The sequence below is a fragment of the Streptomyces tirandamycinicus genome, assembly GCF_003097515.1.
Lineage (GTDB): Bacteria > Actinomycetota > Actinomycetes > Streptomycetales > Streptomycetaceae > Streptomyces > Streptomyces tirandamycinicus.
Window position 1 is genome coordinate 6,914,124 of the sequence record NZ_CP029188.1, and the last position, 16,413, is coordinate 6,930,536.

13 protein-coding genes are annotated in these 16,413 nt (G+C 73.3%); 9 read left to right on the plus strand and 4 right to left on the minus strand.

The features are described from left to right. The first annotated feature begins 762 nt into the window (after positions 1-762). Together DDW44_RS29820 and DDW44_RS29825 are read left to right on the plus strand one after the other, a co-directional pair. Positions 763-1,242: a cation:proton antiporter regulatory subunit gene (locus DDW44_RS29820; protein ID WP_017949319.1), complete on the plus strand. Its 480-nt coding sequence runs from the start codon at positions 763-765 to the stop codon at positions 1,240-1,242. A 3-nt stretch (positions 1,243-1,245) separates the two neighbouring features. Beyond that, a complete protein-coding gene (locus DDW44_RS29825) occupies positions 1,246-2,442 on the plus strand; it encodes a cation:proton antiporter (protein WP_108908432.1) in 1,197 nt (398 codons plus the stop codon). A gap of 61 nt (positions 2,443-2,503) precedes the next feature. On the opposite strand, the gene DDW44_RS29830 is transcribed toward DDW44_RS29825, so the two are convergent. Next, positions 2,504-5,200, minus strand: a complete 2,697-nt coding sequence (locus DDW44_RS29830) for an HAD-IC family P-type ATPase (protein WP_108908433.1) — start codon at positions 5,198-5,200, stop codon at positions 2,504-2,506. Positions 5,201-5,658: 458 nt separating this feature from the next. Here DDW44_RS29830 and DDW44_RS29835 point away from each other — a divergent pair, with 458 nt between their 5' ends. Further along, positions 5,659-6,351 (plus strand): B3/B4 domain-containing protein, encoded by a 693-nt coding sequence (locus tag DDW44_RS29835; RefSeq protein WP_108908434.1) that lies wholly within the window; start codon positions 5,659-5,661, stop codon positions 6,349-6,351. A 119-nt stretch (positions 6,352-6,470) separates the two neighbouring features. On the opposite strand, the gene DDW44_RS29840 is transcribed toward DDW44_RS29835, so the two are convergent. Continuing rightward, positions 6,471-7,193 carry a lysophospholipid acyltransferase family protein gene (locus DDW44_RS29840; protein WP_017949315.1) on the minus strand — a complete coding sequence of 241 codons (723 nt, stop codon included), beginning with the start codon at positions 7,191-7,193 and terminating at the stop codon, positions 6,471-6,473. Positions 7,194-7,495: 302 nt separating this feature from the next. On the opposite strand from DDW44_RS29840, the gene DDW44_RS29845 reads away from it, so the two are divergent. From DDW44_RS29845 to DDW44_RS29865, 5 genes are all read left to right on the plus strand, one after another. Beyond that, positions 7,496-7,945 carry a TlpA family protein disulfide reductase gene (locus DDW44_RS29845; RefSeq protein ID WP_026281868.1) on the plus strand — a complete coding sequence of 150 codons (450 nt, stop codon included), beginning with the start codon at positions 7,496-7,498 and terminating at the stop codon, positions 7,943-7,945. Positions 7,946-8,161: 216 nt separating this feature from the next. Further along, positions 8,162-8,668, plus strand: coding sequence for a flavin reductase family protein (locus DDW44_RS29850; RefSeq protein WP_017949313.1), 507 nt, complete (start codon positions 8,162-8,164; stop codon positions 8,666-8,668). A gap of 190 nt (positions 8,669-8,858) precedes the next feature. Beyond that, positions 8,859-9,644, plus strand: coding sequence for an electron transfer flavoprotein subunit beta/FixA family protein (locus DDW44_RS29855; RefSeq protein WP_026281869.1), 786 nt, complete (start codon positions 8,859-8,861; stop codon positions 9,642-9,644). A gap of 58 nt (positions 9,645-9,702) precedes the next feature. Further along, complete coding sequence (locus DDW44_RS29860) at positions 9,703-10,677, plus strand: electron transfer flavoprotein subunit alpha/FixB family protein (protein WP_017949311.1); 975 nt, start codon at positions 9,703-9,705, stop codon at positions 10,675-10,677. A 158-nt stretch (positions 10,678-10,835) separates the two neighbouring features. Beyond that, the gene (locus tag DDW44_RS29865) at positions 10,836-12,125 is read left to right on the plus strand and encodes a DUF6986 family protein (protein ID WP_018891200.1); all 1,290 of its coding nucleotides are present in this window, start codon (positions 10,836-10,838) and stop codon (positions 12,123-12,125) included. A 154-nt stretch (positions 12,126-12,279) separates the two neighbouring features. On the opposite strand, the gene DDW44_RS29870 is transcribed toward DDW44_RS29865, so the two are convergent. Further along, positions 12,280-13,062 (minus strand): response regulator transcription factor, encoded by a 783-nt coding sequence (locus tag DDW44_RS29870; RefSeq protein ID WP_108908435.1) that lies wholly within the window; start codon positions 13,060-13,062, stop codon positions 12,280-12,282. Continuing rightward, positions 13,059-14,285: a sensor histidine kinase gene (locus DDW44_RS29875; protein WP_244224150.1), complete on the minus strand. Its 1,227-nt coding sequence runs from the start codon at positions 14,283-14,285 to the stop codon at positions 13,059-13,061. Before DDW44_RS29875 ends, DDW44_RS29870 begins: the two co-directional genes overlap by 4 nt. Positions 14,286-14,425: 140 nt before the next feature. Between DDW44_RS29875 and DDW44_RS29880 the strand changes: the two genes are divergently transcribed. After that, on the plus strand, positions 14,426-16,318 hold the full coding sequence (locus DDW44_RS29880; RefSeq protein WP_244224151.1) for a PDR/VanB family oxidoreductase: 1,893 nt from the start codon (positions 14,426-14,428) through the stop codon (positions 16,316-16,318). Positions 16,319-16,413 lie beyond the last annotated feature (95 nt).

Sequence of the window (16,413 nt, forward strand, 5' to 3'; positions counted from 1 at the left end):
CCCTAACGCACGGTGGCGCGGCGGCGCGGTCAGGGAAGCGGTCAGGGGAGGGGACCACGGAGTTCCCCTCGCAGGGCCGCACAGGACGCCGCTACCACACCGTGGCGCCGGGCACGCCCGCTGACGGCCGACCGGCGCTGCGACGCCACCCCATACGACCGGAACAACCGAGGAAAGACACGATGGACATGCATGCGGACAAGGGCCGGGAGTTCTGGCGCGAGGTGCTCGGTGCCGGTGGCCCGACGGCGATCCCGAGGTGGACGGCGAAGCCGTCGCAGGGGACCGCGGTCTGTGAGACGCGGGTTCCCGATGAGTTGGTGGGTGGGTTGCGGGGGTTGGCCGGGGTGTTGGGTGTGCCGGTGTCGTCGTTGTGGTTGGCGGCTCATGCGCGGGTGCTGGCGGTGTTGTCGGGTGAGGACGAGGTGGTGACGGGTTGGGTGCCGGTGGGGGGTGGGCGGGGGTTGCCGTGCCGGGTGGCGGCTGGTGGTGGGCGTTCCTGGCGGGAGTTGGTGGGGGATGCGGATCGGGTGGCTTCGGGGGTGGTGGGGCATCGGGAGTTCCCGGTGGAGGGGCTGGCGGAGGGCTCGCCGCGCCCTGGCCACGTCCGCCCGCCGCGCCCGCCCCCGCCACGTCCGCCCGCCCCGCAGGCCCGCTCGCCGCGCGGGCGGCCGAAGAGGTCCCCTGCCCGCCGGTGAAACCCCCCGTATGCCTCCTTCATGTAGCCGCGTGGGGGTTTGCGCATGGCGTGATGATGGCTGCATGGACGTCAACGAGGTGCTGCTGCCCGGGGTGGGGATGCGCTACGAGTTCGCCAACCGCGAGGGGGACCGGATGTGCGTCGTCGCCCGCCGGACGGGCGACTTCGAACTGATGGTCTACGAGGGTGCGGATCCGGACGAGGCGCGGGTCGTGTTCCGGCTCACCGGCGAGGAGGCCGACACCCTCGCCGAGATCCTGGGCGCGCCGCGCATCGCCGAGCGGTTCGCCGACCTGACGAAGGAGGTGCCCGGGCTCAGCGCCGGGCAGGTCGAGGTGCGGGCGGCCGGACCCTTCGCCGGCCGACCGCTGGGGGAGACCAGGGCCCGGACCCGGACCGGGGCGTCGATCGTGGCGGTCGTGCGCGGCGAGGAGGTGATCCCCTCCCCGGGGCCTGCGGAGCTGCTGCAGGCCGGGGACGTGCTGGTGGTGATCGGGACCCGCGACGGGATCTCCGCGGTGGAACAGATCATCCAGGGCTGAACCGTGAACGTCTCGGTCGCCCTGATGCTGGAGCTGGGCGCCATCCTCGCCGTGCTCAGCCTGCTCGGGGCGCTGGCCCGGCGCTTCGCGCTCTCGCCGATCCCGCTCTATCTCCTGGCGGGACTGGCGCTGGGCGAAGGGGGCATCGCCCCGGTTCCCGCCGCCGGCCCGTTCGTGGAGACCGGTGCGGGCATCGGAGTGGTCCTGCTGCTGCTGGTGCTCGGTCTCGAGTTCACCGTGCCGGAGTTCGCCGTCAGCCTGCGCCGCCATCTGCCCAGCGCGGTGGTGGACCTGGTGCTGAACGCGACCCCCGGGGCCGTGGCGGGCTGGCTGCTGGGGCTCGATGCCAGCGGGATCCTGGCCCTCGCGGGCGTGACGTACATCTCCTCCTCGGGCATCATCGCCCGGCTACTGGGCGACCTGCGGCGGCTGGGCAACCGGGAGACCCCGGCCGTGCTGTCGGTACTGGTGCTGGAGGACTTCGCCATGGCGGGGTTCCTGCCGCTGCTCTCCGTCGTCGCCGCCGGCGGCACCTGGCGGCAGGCCCTGCTGGGGGTGCTGCTGGCCCTCGGCGCGGTGCTGGCCGCGTTCAGCGTGTCGTACTGGTGGGGACACCGGCTGGGACGTGCGCTGCTGCATCTGCGTCCGGACCCCGAGCAGCTGCTGCTGCGGGTCCTCGGGGTGACGCTGGTCGTCGCGGCTCTCGCCGAGGCCGTCCACGTCTCCGCCGCGGTCGGCGCCTTCCTCGTCGGACTGTCGCTCACCGGTGAGGCGGCCGACCGGGCGCGCCAGGTGCTGAGCCCGCTGCGGGACCTGTTCGCCGCCGTCTTCTTCCTCGCCATCGGCCTGGCCATCAGTCCCCGGGCCCTGCTGCCGGTGCTGCCCGCCGCCCTGCTGCTGGCCGTGGTCACGGCGCTGACCAAGGTGGTGACAGGCTGGTACGCGGCGAGGCGCGAGGGCGCGGGGCCCCGGGGCCGGCTGCGGGCCGGCACCGCGCTGATCGCCCGCGGCGAGTTCTCCATCGTCATGATCGGACTGGTGGGTGTGCGCCAGGACCGGCTCGGCGCCCTGGTGGCCGCCTACGTCCTGCTGCTCGCCGTAGCCGGACCCGTGATCACCCGCTTCGCCGGTGCCCGCCCGGTCCCCCGGGCAGCGGCGGGGCACCAGGGAGGCACCCCCGCCGCGGCCGGGCCCGGGTGAGGCGGAACGCCGGGCGCACGGCCGTGGAGGAAGCGTTCAGGGCACTGCACGTGCGGGCAGGTCAGAGCCGCTGGTGACGCAGACGCTTGTCGGCGGCGACCACCAGCGCGGTGAGTGCGGCGATGCCGAGGATGCGCAGCCACGCCTCGCCGCTGACGGGTGCGGTGTCGAAGAGGCGGTTCATCGCCGGCAGATAGGTGAGGGCGAGCTGCCCCGCCGTCTGCGTGATGACACCGGCGATGATCCACCGGTTGCCGAACAGCCCGAGCCGCCATGCCGAGCGGGTCAGGGAGCGGCAGCTGAAGAGATAGAACAACTCGACGGCGACGAACAGGTTCACCGCGGCGGTACGGGCCTCCGGCAGACTCGCGCCGGTGCCCCGCTCCCAGGTGAACAGCCACCAGGAACCGGCCACGAGCAGCGCCGAGACCAGCAGGATGCGCACGACGAGAGCCCCGGTGAGCAGGGGACGGGCCGGGTCGCGGGGCGGCCGGGACATGATGCCCGCCTCCTTGGGCTCGAAGGCGAGCATCAGGCCCAGCGCGACCGCGGTGGTCATATTGATCCACAGGATCTGGGTGGGCAGGATCGGGAGCGTGGCGCCCAGCAGGATCGCGACCAGGATGACCAGACCCTCGCCCATGTTGGTCGGCAGGGTCCACACGATGAACTTGGTGAGGTTGTCGAAGACGCCTCGGCCCTCCTCGACGGCGGCCTCGATGGTGGCGAAGTCGTCGTCGGTGAGGACCATGTCGGCGGCGTCCTTGGCCACCTCGGTGCCGCCGCGCCCCATGGCGATGCCGATGTTCGCCTGGCGCAGGGCCGGGGCGTCGTTGACGCCGTCGCCGGTCATGGCCACCACCTGCCCGCGCTCCTGGAGCGCCTGGACCAGCCTCAGCTTCTGCTCGGGCGACACCCGGGCGAACACACGGGCCCGGTCGACGGCGGCGGGGTAGGCGTGATCGGGCAGCGCCGTCAGGTCCGCTCCGGTGAGCACCTGCCCCTCGCGCGCGCCGGACGCGTCCAGCAGCCCGATCCGGGCCGCGACGGCCGCTGCGGTGGCCGCGTGGTCCCCCGTGATCATCTTGACGGTGATCCCGGCGGTGCGGCAGGCGCTCACCGCGGCGGCAGCGCCGGCGCGGGGAGGGTCGAGCATCGCCTGCAGCCCGGTGAGGACCAGCGTCCCGGGCAGCTGCCGCTCGGTGAAGGCGCCGGGATCGGCGGACGGCAGCGCGGCTGTCGCCAGGACCCTGAGGCCACTGGCCGCCAGGCCCTCGACGGCCGCCAGGACCGCGCCGGGGTCCAGCGGCCGGATTCCGCCGTCGGCGGCCATCTGCGCGCCGCAGAGACCGAGGATCCGCTCGGTGGCGCCCTTGGCCAGCACCAGGTGGCCACCGGTGTCCGTGTCGCGGTGCAGCGTGGCCATGTACTGCCGCTCGGAGCTGAAGGGGATCGTCCCGACCCGGGGATGGCGCCGGGTCACGGCCGGCGCGCTCAGGCCGCCCTTGCCGGCGACGGCCAGCATGGCGCCCTCGGTGGGATCGCCCACCAGGTCCCACCTGCCGTCCCCGCGGACGAGTACCGCGTCGTTGCACCCGGCGCCGGCCAGCAGGCACCAGTGCAGGGCGCGGTGCACGCCGCCGGTGGCCACCGCACCGGCCGCGTCGTGCAGCGCACCGTCACCGCCGTACCCGGAGCCGGTCACGTCGAAGACGTCGTCGGGTGTCCACACCGTCTGCACCGTCATCTGGTTCTCGGTCAGGGTGCCGGTCTTGTCCGAGCAGATGACCGTGGTGCTGCCGAGCGTCTCCACCGCGGGCATCCTGCGGATCACCGCCCGGCGGCGCGCCATGCGCGCGACGCCGATGGCCAGCGTGATGGTGACGGCGGCCGGAAGACCCTCGGGAATCGCCCCCACCGCGAGGGCGACCGCGGAGGTGAAGGTCTCCACCACGCCCCGTCCGCGGACCACGCCGATCGCGAAGGTCACCGCGGCCAGAACCAGGATGACCACGGTCAGGATCCTGCTGAAGGCAGCGAGCTTGACGGTCAGCGGTGTCGCCAGCCGTTCCGCCGCCCCCACCAGGCGGTGGATCCGCCCCAGCTCGGTCTCCGCGCCCGTCGCCACCGCGATGCCCGCGCCCCGCCCCGATGTCACCAGGGTTCCGGAGTGCAGCATGTTGCGCCGGTCGGCGACCGGGGTCCGCAGGTCCAGCACCGTCTCGTCCTTGGCCACGGGCACGGACTCGCCGGTGAGCGCCGACTCGTCCACACGGAGCTCCGAGGCCCGGACCAGTCGCACGTCCGCCGGTACCTTGCCGCCGGCCTCCACCACGACCAGGTCCCCGGGGACCAGTTCCGATGACGGCACGTTCCGCTCGCGCCCGCCCCGCACCACCGTGGCCGTCGTACGGACCATCGCCCGCAGCCCCTCCAGCGCCGTCTCGGCCTTCGACTCCTGGACGAACCCGATCACGGCGTTCAGCAGCACCACCGCGAAGATCACCGCCGAGTCGACATACGCACTCAGCGCCGCGGTGATCGCGCCCGCGACGAGCAGGACGTAGACCAGTGGGTGATGGAACTGGCGCAGGACCCGCCACAGCAGGCCGCCGCCCGTCGCCGGGGGCAGCACATTGGGGCCGAACCGCTCCAGTCGGCGTTCCGCCTCGCCGGGTCCGAGGCCGCGGTCGGCATCGCTCTGCAGCAGCAGCACCACCTCGTGGGCGGCCAGCCCGTGGTGGGTGTCGTCGGCCACGGGACCGCCGGTGCGACGAGGCGCTCCGGGGGCCTCACCGCCGGGCATCCGAGCCTCCCGCGACGGCGACGGGCCTGCTCACATCAAGCCTCCAGCTCGGGCCGCGTCACGCCGGGCGGGAGGCGGCACCGCTGCCGGCCCGCCTGGCACGCCATGCCACGGCGTTCCGCGGGATGACCGGCTGCCTCGCGCAACCGGTGACCCTTCAGTTCATACCTCTCTGGTCATACCCCTCTGGTCTCAGCATGTGCCCATGCCGTGCCACCCTGCCCATGCGGGGGCCTCGACGGTGGTCCCCGCGGGCCTCTGGGGCCGGCGTCGGCGGCATCCCGTCCCGGTCCGGCCCGAAGTGCAGTGAACTGGACCGCCCGGTCCTGTAGGATGCATCACACTCCGTGGCCCGGAGGACCCTTCCCGGACCCGGAGCACCGTCGCAGCACTTCCAGGCAAGGACGCAGATGCCTCTCACGCTCACCGTCTCCGACGAGGTCCACGCTCTCGTCCCCGGCTTCACCCCGCTCGTCGTCGAGGCCCGCGGCCTGGTCAACGGGCCCAGCAACGAGGCGAGTTCGGCGCTCCTCGACGAGGCCGCCCGCCGGGTGGCGGAACGGCTCGGCGGCCGGGCCCCGCACGAGGACCCGCACATGGCGGCCTGGCGCGCCGCCTACACCGCCTTCGGGGCCAAGCCGTCCCGTACCCGCAACTCCGCCGAGGCGCTCGCCCGGCGAGCGCTGACCGGCGCCGGGCTGCCGCGGATCAATCTGCTCGTCGACGCGTACAACGCACTCAGTGTGGCCCGCCTGATCCCGGTCGGCGGCGAGGACCTCGACCGCGTCCGGGGTGGAATGCGCCTGGTGCGCGCCACCGGCCGGGAGCCGTTCGTCACCGTCGCGGGTGGCGAGGAGACGGTGGAGTGCCCCGACCCGGGCGAGATCGTCTGGTGCGACGAGGAAGGCGTCACCTGCCGCCGCTGGAACTGGCGCCAGGGCCCCCGCACCCGGCTCACCGAGGAATCCGTCAACGGACTCTTCCTGCTGGAGTCCCTGGCCCCGATGGACCCGGCGGAACTGGAGGCGGCGGGCGCGGAGCTCGCGGAGTCCCTGGAGAAGCTCAGCCCCGGAGCCCGGATCACCCTCCGTGACGCGGACTGACGGAGGTGGTGGGGGAGTCGCCGCGACCCCCTCGGACCGGAGCCGGTTCCGCCCGCCCGGCTGGCCGCCCGCCCGGCCGGGCGGCGTCCCCGCGCGGCGGGAACGCCGCGGGGATTCGCTCAGCGGGCCTCGCGGACCTCGGCGGGAGTCGGTGCCGTGCCCCCGAGGTGAGCGGGTACCCACCAGGTGTCGGAGGCGTCCCTGGGGCGCACCGGATAGGCGCGCTGCGCCGACTCCAGCAGCTCCTGGACACGCTCCCGCAGCCGGCGCGTGAGAGCCCCGGCGTACTGGTCGGTCGGCGCCTCCATGGCCTCGCCGACGCGGATCGTCACCGGGATGTGGCTGCGCCGGAGGTTCCTCGGCCGGCCCTTGGTCCACAGCCGCTGCGTGCCCCACAGGGCCATCGGGACGAGCGGCACGCCGGCCTCCTGCGCGAGCCGGGCCGCGCCGGACTTGAAGCCCTTCAGCGTGAACGACTGGGAGATGGTGGCCTCCGGGAAGACGCCGATCACCTCGCCCGCGCGCAGCGAGTCCAGCGCGTGGGCGTACGCGTCCTCGCCCTGGCGCCGGTCCACCGGGATGTGCTTCATGCCCCTCATCAGCGGGCCCGAGACGCGGTGCCGGAAGACCGACTCCTTCGCCATGAAGCGCACCAGTCGCTTCTGCGGCAGCGCGGCCAGGCCGGAGAAGATGAAGTCCAGGTAGCCGATGTGATTGCTCACCAGCACCGCGCCGCCGGACCGGGGGATGTTCTCCGAACCCTGGCAGTCGATCTTCAGGTCGAGCGCCTTGAACATCGCGAGTGCGGCGCCGATGACCGGCCGGTAGACGAGCTCTGCCATGTCGGGAGAGGCCCTTCCTTCTGTTTCCCGGGGAGGGTTCTCCCAGCGGAGGTTACGCAGCCGTAGGTATTCGGCATTGGGCAGATGGTGCCCCATGTACGGCGCGACGGCCAGTCCTCGGCGCGTCGTGCGGCGAGATTCTCGTCACGTCGTGTCACCTGCCACACCGCCACGGTGTTCACCGCCCGGTTACCTCCGTGCCTCCCGTCCCTCCCGCTCGCCCGCGGGCCGGGGCGGCGGGCGCTTCCGGCGGCTCGGACGGTCGGGAATCATCCCGGCCCCGGGAACGCTGGAGGGAGTCGATGACGGGACTCGCGGGTGCGCGCGTGACGGTCCCCGCGGTGGCGGGGCGGTCGGTGCGCCGCACCGCGCACGGGCGGACGGGCGGGAGACCGATGGTGAGCGGACCGGGCGAGGAGCACGGGGAGCGGCGGCTCGGCGCTGCCGAGCTGGGCGCCGAACTGGGGGAGAGGGCGACGCTCGTACAGTTCTCCAGCGCCTTCTGCCAGCCGTGCCGGGCGACGCGCCGCACGCTCGCGGAAGTCGCGGGAATGGTGGACGGCGTCGCCCATGTCGAGATCGACGCCGAGGACCGGCTCGCGCTCGTGCGCGAACTGGACGTCCTTCGCACCCCGACCGTGCTGGTGCTCGACGCCCGGGGCCGGATCGTACGGAGGGCCGCCGGGCAGCCCCGCAAGGCGGACGTGATCGCGGCCCTCGGCGAGGCCGTGCGGTGGCCGGCGCGCGGGTGACGGCTGCCGGACGGGCGCCCGTGACGCAGCTCCCATCCGTCCGTGCCCACTTGACTGCGTCCGCCCGCAATCGTCAGTCTGACGATGTGCCGACAGAACTCCTTCCCGTCGGGCGGGCGCCGCACCGAGCAGCCTCGGCCCGAGCCGCGAGCCCGCTCCGCCCGGGTGTCTGAGCCGCGACGAACCCGACCGACCCCCTCGCGGAAGGAACCCTCCATGGCGGCCAGGCCCGGCCTCGGCACCCCTCGACTCGCCTCCCCCGATCTGCTGCGCTCCGTGTTCCGGCGGCACGCCGCCGGAGTGGCGGTGATCACCGCCCGGGGCGACCGCCCGGTGGGCTTCACCGCCACCTCGCTCAGCTCCGTCGCCGCCGAGCCGCCGCTGCTGTCGTTCGGCATCGGCACCGCCTCCTCCAGCTGGCGGGTCATCGCCGACGCGGACCATGTCGGGGTGCACATACTCGCCGAGGACCAGCGCGATCTGGCCGCCACGTTCGCCCGCAGGGGCGCCGACCGGTTCGCCCCGCCGACCCGGTGGCGCATCGGGCCCGAGGGGGTTCCGCTCCTGGACGGCGTGCCGGCGTGGCTGGTCTGCCGGGTGGTGGCCCGGGTGCCGGCGGGGGACCACCGCGTGGTGATCGCCGAGGCGGTCGCCGGTGACCCGGAGGGACCCGGTCGCCCTCTGCTGTACCACCAGGGGCGCTTCAACGCGTTGAGGGACTGAGGAAATCCGGTTACACAGCGTTGGCAAGGTCACAGTTCCAAGCGCTTGCTCACCGGGTACGTAGTGGGTGTACTGGCGAGTAATATTTCGTTCGGAGCGCCGGTCGCCCCGACCGGAAAACCCCGCCTTCAGGCGCCTATGCTGCCTGCACAAGGCAGCTCGGAAATGACGATGCAGTAGGAGAGCCGGCGTGAGCTTGAGGATCGTTGTCTGTGTGAAGTACGTGCCCGACGCCACCGGCGACCGGCACTTCGCCGATGACCTGACGGTCGACCGCGACGATGTCGACGGCCTGCTGTCGGAGCTCGACGAGTACGCGGTCGAGCAGGCGCTGCAGATCGCCGAGGAGGCGGACGACGCCGAGATCACCGTGCTGACCGTCGGTCCCGAGGACGCCAAGGACGCGCTGCGCAAGGCGCTGTCCATGGGTGCGGACAAGGCCGTCCACGTCGAGGACGACGATCTCCACGGCACCGACGTGATGGGTACGTCGCTGGTCCTGGCCAAGGCGATCGAGAAGACCGGCTACGACCTGGTCCTGTGCGGCATGGCCTCGACCGACGGCGTCATGGGCGTCCTTCCGGCGATCCTCGCCGAGCGGCTCGGCGTTCCGCAGGTGACCCTGCTGTCCGAGGTGTCCGTCGAGGACGGCACCGTCAAGGGCCGCCGTGACGGCGACACCGCGTCGGAGCAGCTGGAGGCGTCCCTGCCGGCGGTCGTGTCCGTGACGGACCAGTCGGGCGAGGCGCGCTACCCGTCCTTCAAGGGCATCATGGCCGCGAAGAAGAAGCCGGTGGAGTCGCTGGACCTGTCCGACCTCGACATCGAGGCGGAGGAGGTCGGCCTGGAGGGTTCCTGGACCGCGGTCGACTCCGCGGCCGAGCGCCCGGCCCGCACCGCGGGCACGATCGTCAAGGACGAGGGCGAGGGCGGCAAGCAGCTCGCGGAGTACCTCGCGAGCCAGAAGTTCATCTGAGCTTCGGTCATCAACCCAACCGCCCCGCACACTTCGCAAGCAGGAGAGAAGAAGTCCCATGGCTGAAGTTCTCGTCTACGTCGACCACGTGGACGGCGCCGTCCGCAAGCCCACCCTGGAGCTGCTGACGCTGGCCCGCCGCATCGGCGAGCCGATCGCCGTCGCGCTCGGTTCCGGCGCCGAGGCCACCGCCGCCACCCTCGCCGAGCACGGCGCGGTCAAGGTCCTCACCGCCGACGCGCCCGAGTTCGCCGACTACCTGGTCGTACCGAAGGTGGACGCGCTGCAGGCCGCGTACGAGGCGGCGTCGGCCGGCGGCTCCCTGGCCGCGGTGCTGGTGCCGTCCTCCGCCGAGGGCAAGGAGATCGCGGCCCGTCTCGCGGTCCGCATCGGCTCCGGAATCATCACCGACGCGGTCGACCTGGAGGCCGGCGACGGGGGTCCGGTGGCCACGCAGTCCGCGTTCGCCGCCGCCTTCACCACCAAGTCCCGCGTGTCCAAGGGCATCCCGGTCATCACGGTGAAGCCGAACTCGGCCCCCGTGGAGGCCGCCCCGGCCGCCGGCGCCGTCGAGGCGCTCACCGTCGCCTTCGGTGACAAGGCGACCGGCACCAAGGTCGTCTCCCGCACCCCGCGCGAGTCGACCGGCCGCCCCGAGCTGACCGAGGCCGCGATCGTGGTCTCCGGCGGCCGCGGTGTCAACGGCGCCGAGAACTTCTCGGTGATCGAGGCGCTCGCCGACTCGCTCGGCGCCGCCGTCGGCGCCTCCCGCGCCGCCGTGGACGCCGGCTGGTACCCGCACTCCAACCAGGTCGGCCAGACCGGCAAGAGCGTCTCGCCGCAGCTGTACATCGCCTCCGGCATCTCGGGCGCGATCCAGCACCGGGCCGGTATGCAGACCTCCAAGACCATCGTGGCGGTCAACAAGGACCCCGAGGCCCCGATCTTCGACCTGGTCGACTACGGCGTGGTCGGTGACCTGTTCGAGGTCGTCCCCCAGCTGACCGACGAGATCAAGGCCCGCAAGGGCTGAGTCCGGCAGGACGCCCGTCCGGGGCCGCGCGGTGACGCCACCGCGCGGCCCCGCCGCGTTCCGGGAGACCATTGACGCAGATCAGTCACCCCGATAGCTTCACCATGCGGATTGTTGATTCCGTCAGGTGGAATCAAGCGAGTGTGGAGGGTGCCAGGATGGGTCAGCAGGAGAAGGTGTCGACGAGCCTCGCCGGCGCGGTCGGCGAGGGCATCAGCGCCTCCCTCGCACCGGTGGACGCCGAGCTCGCCCGCCGGTACCCGGGAGACCCCGGCACCCGCCAGCCCGTCCACACCGTCTATGTGCCCGGCGACGCCTTCGGCGCCGGAACGATCCGCTCCTGGGGCGACCAGGCGCTCGCCTCGCTGGACGAGCACGCCCCGGACGCAGCGGCCCTCGCCCGGGTGCTCGGACTCCCCGGCGACCTCGCGGAGGCCGTCTACACCCGGGTACGGGCCAAGCTGGAACGCGAGCCCGTGGAGGACCTCCGCGTCGACTTCGAGGACGGGTACCACGGCCGCGACGAGGACGCCGACGCCGCCCGTGCCGCCCGCCTGCTCTCCGAGGCGCACGCCCGGGGCACGGCGGCGCCGTACACGGGCATCCGCATGAAGTGCATGGAGGCCGCCGTACGCGACCGCGGCATCCGCACCACCGACGTCTTCCTGACCGGCCTGATGGAGCACGGCGGACTGCCCGGCGGCCTCGTCCTCACCCTCCCGAAGGTCACCTACCCGGAGCAGGTCACGGCCTTCGTCCGGCTCCTCGAGGCCTTCGAGAAGACCCACGGACTCGACACGGGACGGATCGGGTTCGAGATCCAGATCGAGACCAGCCAGGCCATCCTCGCCGCCGACGGCACCGCGACCGTCGCCCGCATGATCGACGCCGCCGAGGGCCGCGCCACCGGGCTGCACTACGGCACCTTCGACTACAGCGCCTGCCTCGGCGTCAGCGCCGCCCACCAGGCGAGCGACCACCCCGCCGCCGACCACGCCAAGGCCGTCATGCAGGTCGCCGCCGCCGGCACCGGCGTACGGGTCTCGGACGGCTCCACCAATGTGCTGCCGGTGGGCGGCACCGAGCAGGTGCACCAGGCCTGGCGGCTCCACTACGGCCTGACCCGCCGCGCCCTGGCCCGTGCCTACTACCAGGGCTGGGACATGCACCCCGGCCACCTCCCGACCCGCTATGCCGCCGTGTTCGCGTTCTACCGCGAGGGCCTTCAGGCCGCTGCCGCGCGCCTCGCCGCCTACGTGGCCCGCACCGAGGGCGACATCATGGACGAGCCCGCCACGGCGAAGGCGCTCAGCGGCTACCTGCTGCGCGGACTGGACTGCGGCGCGCTCGACGACGACGAGGTCACCCGCCTCACCGGCCTCACCCGGGCCGAGCTCGACGGCTTCGCCCGGCCGCGCCGCGGCGATCTGACGGCCACCGCCCGGTAGCCGCCGCACGGCCGTCGGCCACCGCCGCGCATGCCGCTCGCCGGCGCGGGGCCGACCGCCCGGCGGCGGAACACGACGTGCGACGACGGCCGGCCGCGCCGCGCTGCCCGCCCCTCGCCCCCCGGGGCCCCGGGGCCCGGCGGCGCCCCGAGCCTCAGTCGAGAAGGCCGGCGTGGTGGGCGAGGAGGGCGGCCTGGACCCGGTTGGCCGCGCGGACCTTGGTGAGGATCCGGCTGATGTGGGTCTTCGCGGTGGCCTCGCTGATGCGCAGCGCTGCGGCGATGTCCGCGTTGGACAGGCCCCGGCCCAGCGCGACGAGCACGTCGCGTTCCTTCGCGGTGAGCGCCCGGAGGCGTTCCCTGGCTTGGCCGGCCCGCTGCTGCCGGGCGCGGGCTCCGCGTTCTTCGCCGTCCTCGGCGAAGTGGCGGAGCAGCCGTCGGGTCACCTTGGGGGAGAGCATCGCGTCGCCGCGCGCGGCGCTGCGCACAGCGTTGATCATGTCGTCCGCGGTGGCGTCCTTCAGCAGGAAGCCGACGGCACCGTGGCGCAGCGCGGTGCGCACGTACTCGTCCAGGTCGAAGGTGGTGAGGACGACGACGTGGGGTGGGTGCTCCGAGCGGGCGAGCCGTTCGGTGGCCGTCAGCCCGTCGGAGCGGGGCATGCGGATGTCCATCAGGACCACGTCCGGCCGGAGGACGCCGGCCATGGTCACCGCGGTGCTGCCGTCGGATGCCTCGCCGGCCACGGTGATGTCCGGAGCGGACTCCATGATGGTGCGCAGCATGGAGCGCACCATCCATTCGTCGTCCACGATCAGGACGCTGACGGTCCCGCCCGTCCCGCCCGCCGGAGTCGTCCCGCCCACCGGAGTCGTGCCGCCGGCTGGAGTCGTGCCGGTCGTGCCGGTCGGGTCGTTCGTGCTGTTCGTGTCGGTCATCGGGCACTCTCCGTGGCCGGGGGTCCCTCGGCGGTGTGGGCCGTGGGCGGGGTTCCGTCGAGGGGGATCTCCGCGAGGATCCCGAAGCCGCCGCCCGGCATGGGCTGAGCGGTGAGCCGGCCGCCGAGGAGGCGGATGCGTTCGGCGATGCCGAGCAGACCGTGTCCCCCGCCGGGCAGGTCGGTGGTGCCTTCGGCGGTGCCGCGCCGGTTGGTGACCGTCAGCCGCAGCAGCCCCGGGGTGTGCCGGACCTCGACACGGGTCTCGGCGTCACCGGCGTGCTTGTGCACATTGGTGAGGGCTTCCTGGACGACGCGGTAGACGGCGTGCTCGACCAGTGCGGGCAGTACCGGCATTGCGGGCGACCCGGATTCGGTGGTGGCCCCGGTGCCGTCGGTCATGGTCAGGGTGACGGGGATGCCGGTACGCCGGGATTCCCCGACCAGGTCGTCGAGTTCGGCCAGGCCGGGCTGGGGAGCCAGCGGCACCTCGGTGTCGGAGCGCAGCACCTCCACCAGCGAGCGGAGTTCGGTCAGGGCCTCACGTCCGATGGTGCCGATCTGGCGGCCGAGCGTGAGGGCGGTCTCCCCGCGGGCGGCCTCGAGGGCGGTGGCGTGCAGGACGATGAGCGACACCCGGTGGGTGACCACGTCGTGCATGTCCCTGGCGATCCGGGTGCGTTCGTCGCTGCGGGCCTGCAGCACCCGCTGGTGCTGCTCGCGTTCGGCGCGTTCGGCGCGCTCCCGCAGCTCGGCCAGCAACGCGCGGTGGGCACCGACGTACAGCCCGAGGAGCGTGGGCAGCAGGCAGATCCCCAGACTGATGGGCACCGCGGCGTCGGCACCGCCCATGTCCCACACCGGTACGGCGACGATCACGAGTGCGGCCACTGTGGCCGGTGCGGCCTTCCGCCAGGAGGCGCTGCGCTCCGCGACCGTGTACTGCGCGACCATGACGGCCACCCAGGACGACAACGCCACATAGGAGCCCAGGGCGCACAGCAGGAACAGCTTCGGGTGGCGGCGCCGCCGCCAGGCAGCCGCGCCGGTCAGCAGCCCCAGCGGGACGGCCAGCCAGAGCGGCGGAATCCAGTCGGCGTAGGCGAAGTTGGCGGACCGGCCGTCCTGCACGGCCGTGGTCAGCGCGAGGGCGACCGCCACGGCGACGTCGGCGGCGGGACGGGCCCGCTTCCGTACGGCGGCGCAACGCAGGGGCCATCTCATGGGATGAGGCTAGCGGCGCCGCCGCGAGGCGGCGTCAATCGATAGTCGTACGGCGCCGCCGCGGAGCTGCACCTTTCCGCCGACACCGGGCGCGCGGATCGGCGGACGCCCGCACCCGCGGCTCTCGCGAGGCTGGCACCATGCCAACGACGACCTCTCCTCCCTCTCGCTCACAGCCCTCCTCCGCATCCCGGCGACCGGGCCTCCTGCGGACCGGGCAGCTCGCCTTCGCCGTCTTCTGCGTCGGTACGGCGCTGGTGCTCGGCCGGCGCGAGGGCGACGTCTTCCCCGTCATCCAGACGGCCGGGGTGATCGGCTATCTGCTGGCCGCGCCGCTGGTGGCCGTCTGCGCCCTGGCCCTGCGGCGCCCCGCCGGCGCGGCGCGTGCCCGCAGCGTCCTGATCGTCTTCCACCTCCTGTTCCTTCCGCTGCAGTTCCTCTTCAGCTTCGGCAACTTCGAGCCGCTGGCGGGGATGGCGCTCTCCGCCGTGTTCGTCGTGCTGCTGAAGCCGCGCTTCCCGAAGCTGGGGCGCAGGGCCCGCAAGGTCTGGCTGACGGTGCACGTCGGCGTCGCCGTGAGCTGGCTGGGTCTCTCGCTCGCGATGACGGTCCTGGCCTTCGCCGGGCTCACCGCCGGCACGCACGCCGTCCGGCACGGCGCCTACGAGCTGATGCACCTCTTCGACCTCGTGCTCGTCATCCCCAGCATGGCGGTGGCCGTGCTCTCCGGAGTCGTGCTGTCGCTGGGGACGCCGTGGGGTCTGATCCGCCACCGGTGGGTGCTGGCCAAGTTCGTGATCGCACTGAGCCTGCCGACGTTCGCCGCCTTCGCCGAGAGCAAGTGGGTCAGGAGCCTCCAGGCGCTGACGAAGGACCCCGCCGCCGAACCGGGCGGCACCGGCGTCGCACTGGCCGTCTGCCTGGCCACGTTCACCGTGCTGCTCTGGGTCGCCGTCGTCCTCTCCGTCGTCAAGCCCGGAGGCAGAACCCGCTGGGGGCGCGGCAGTGACCGCGCGGGTCGTGGTCCCGGGCAGGGCGCGGTCCAGGCCTCCTCGGACCGGCCGGCACCCGCGCGGGACACCCCGGTCACCGTGACCGAGGTCCGGCAGCTCGCCGAGGGCGTCGTGGCGCTGGAGCTGCGGCGTACGGACGGCGGCACGCTCCCCGCATGGCAGCCGGGGGCGCACATCGACCTGGTGCTGCCGTCCGGAAGGGTACGGCAGTACTCCCTCTACGGCGGTCACCACGGACACGGTGACGAGGGAGCCCCTCTCGCCTACCGGATCGCGGTGCTGCGCGAGGCCGACGGCCGTGGCGGCTCCGTCGAGGCCCATGCGCTGCGCCCCGGATCCTCCGCAGCGATCCGCGGCCCCCGGAACAACTTCCCGCTGGTCGAAGCCCCGGCGTATGTGTTCCTCGCGGGCGGCATCGGCATCATCCCGTTCCTCCCGATGATCCGGCGACTGGATGCCGAAGGGGCCGACTGGAAGCTGCTCCACCGCGGCCGGACGCGCCCGGCGATGGCGTTCGCCGACGAGCTGATCCGCCGGTATCCGGGCCGGATCGCGGTGAGCGCCTCGGACACCGACCCGCGCCCCGCCCTCGACGCACTCCTCGGCGCCGCGGCACGGGGCGCGGCCGTCTACTGCTGCGGGCCCGCCCCGATGCTCGACGCGGTCTCGGCCGCCATGCGGACGGCCTGCCCTCATGGACGGCTGTACGTCGAGCGCTTCGCCGCAGCCGAGCGGCCCCCACGCGCCGCCGACGAGCCGTTCGACGCCGAACTGACCCGCACCGGCGCGGTCGTCCGCGTCCAGCCCGGCCACAGCCTGCTGGAGGCGATCCGGGAGTTCGAGCCGGCGCTGGACTTCTCCTGCGCGGAGGGCGTCTGCGGCAGCTGCGAGACGCGCGTGGTCGCCGGCACACCCGAGCACCGGGACAGCGTGCTGCAGGAGCACGAGCGCGACCGCCGCGACGTCATCTACCCCTGCGTCTCCCGCGCCCGCGGCCGGCACATCGCCCTCGACCTGTGATCCCGCACCGCGCCCGACCCCCACTCGCCCCCACAGGAGACCCGCATGCCCGCATGCCGGATACCGACCCCCCAGCGCCCCGACCGGACCGTCAC

What these genes read in the sequence shown, in the direction of transcription:
- DDW44_RS29820 (WP_017949319.1), top strand. Translation starts at nt 763, where the DNA reads ATGGACGTCAACGAGGTGCTGCTGCCCGGGGTGGGGATGCGCTACGAG.
- DDW44_RS29835 (WP_108908434.1), top strand. Translation starts at nt 5,659, where the DNA reads ATGCCTCTCACGCTCACCGTCTCCGACGAGGTCCACGCTCTCGTCCCC.
- DDW44_RS29840 (WP_017949315.1), bottom strand. Translation starts at nt 7,193, where the DNA reads ATGGCAGAGCTCGTCTACCGGCCGGTCATCGGCGCCGCACTCGCGATG.
- DDW44_RS29845 (WP_026281868.1), top strand. Translation starts at nt 7,496, where the DNA reads ATGACGGGACTCGCGGGTGCGCGCGTGACGGTCCCCGCGGTGGCGGGG.
- DDW44_RS29850 (WP_017949313.1), top strand. Translation starts at nt 8,162, where the DNA reads ATGGCGGCCAGGCCCGGCCTCGGCACCCCTCGACTCGCCTCCCCCGAT.
- DDW44_RS29860 (WP_017949311.1), top strand. Translation starts at nt 9,703, where the DNA reads ATGGCTGAAGTTCTCGTCTACGTCGACCACGTGGACGGCGCCGTCCGC.
- DDW44_RS29865 (WP_018891200.1), top strand. Translation starts at nt 10,836, where the DNA reads ATGGGTCAGCAGGAGAAGGTGTCGACGAGCCTCGCCGGCGCGGTCGGC.
- DDW44_RS29870 (WP_108908435.1), bottom strand. Translation starts at nt 13,062, where the DNA reads ATGACCGACACGAACAGCACGAACGACCCGACCGGCACGACCGGCACG.
- DDW44_RS29875 (WP_244224150.1), bottom strand. Translation starts at nt 14,285, where the DNA reads ATGAGATGGCCCCTGCGTTGCGCCGCCGTACGGAAGCGGGCCCGTCCC.
- DDW44_RS29880 (WP_244224151.1), top strand. Translation starts at nt 14,426, where the DNA reads ATGCCAACGACGACCTCTCCTCCCTCTCGCTCACAGCCCTCCTCCGCA.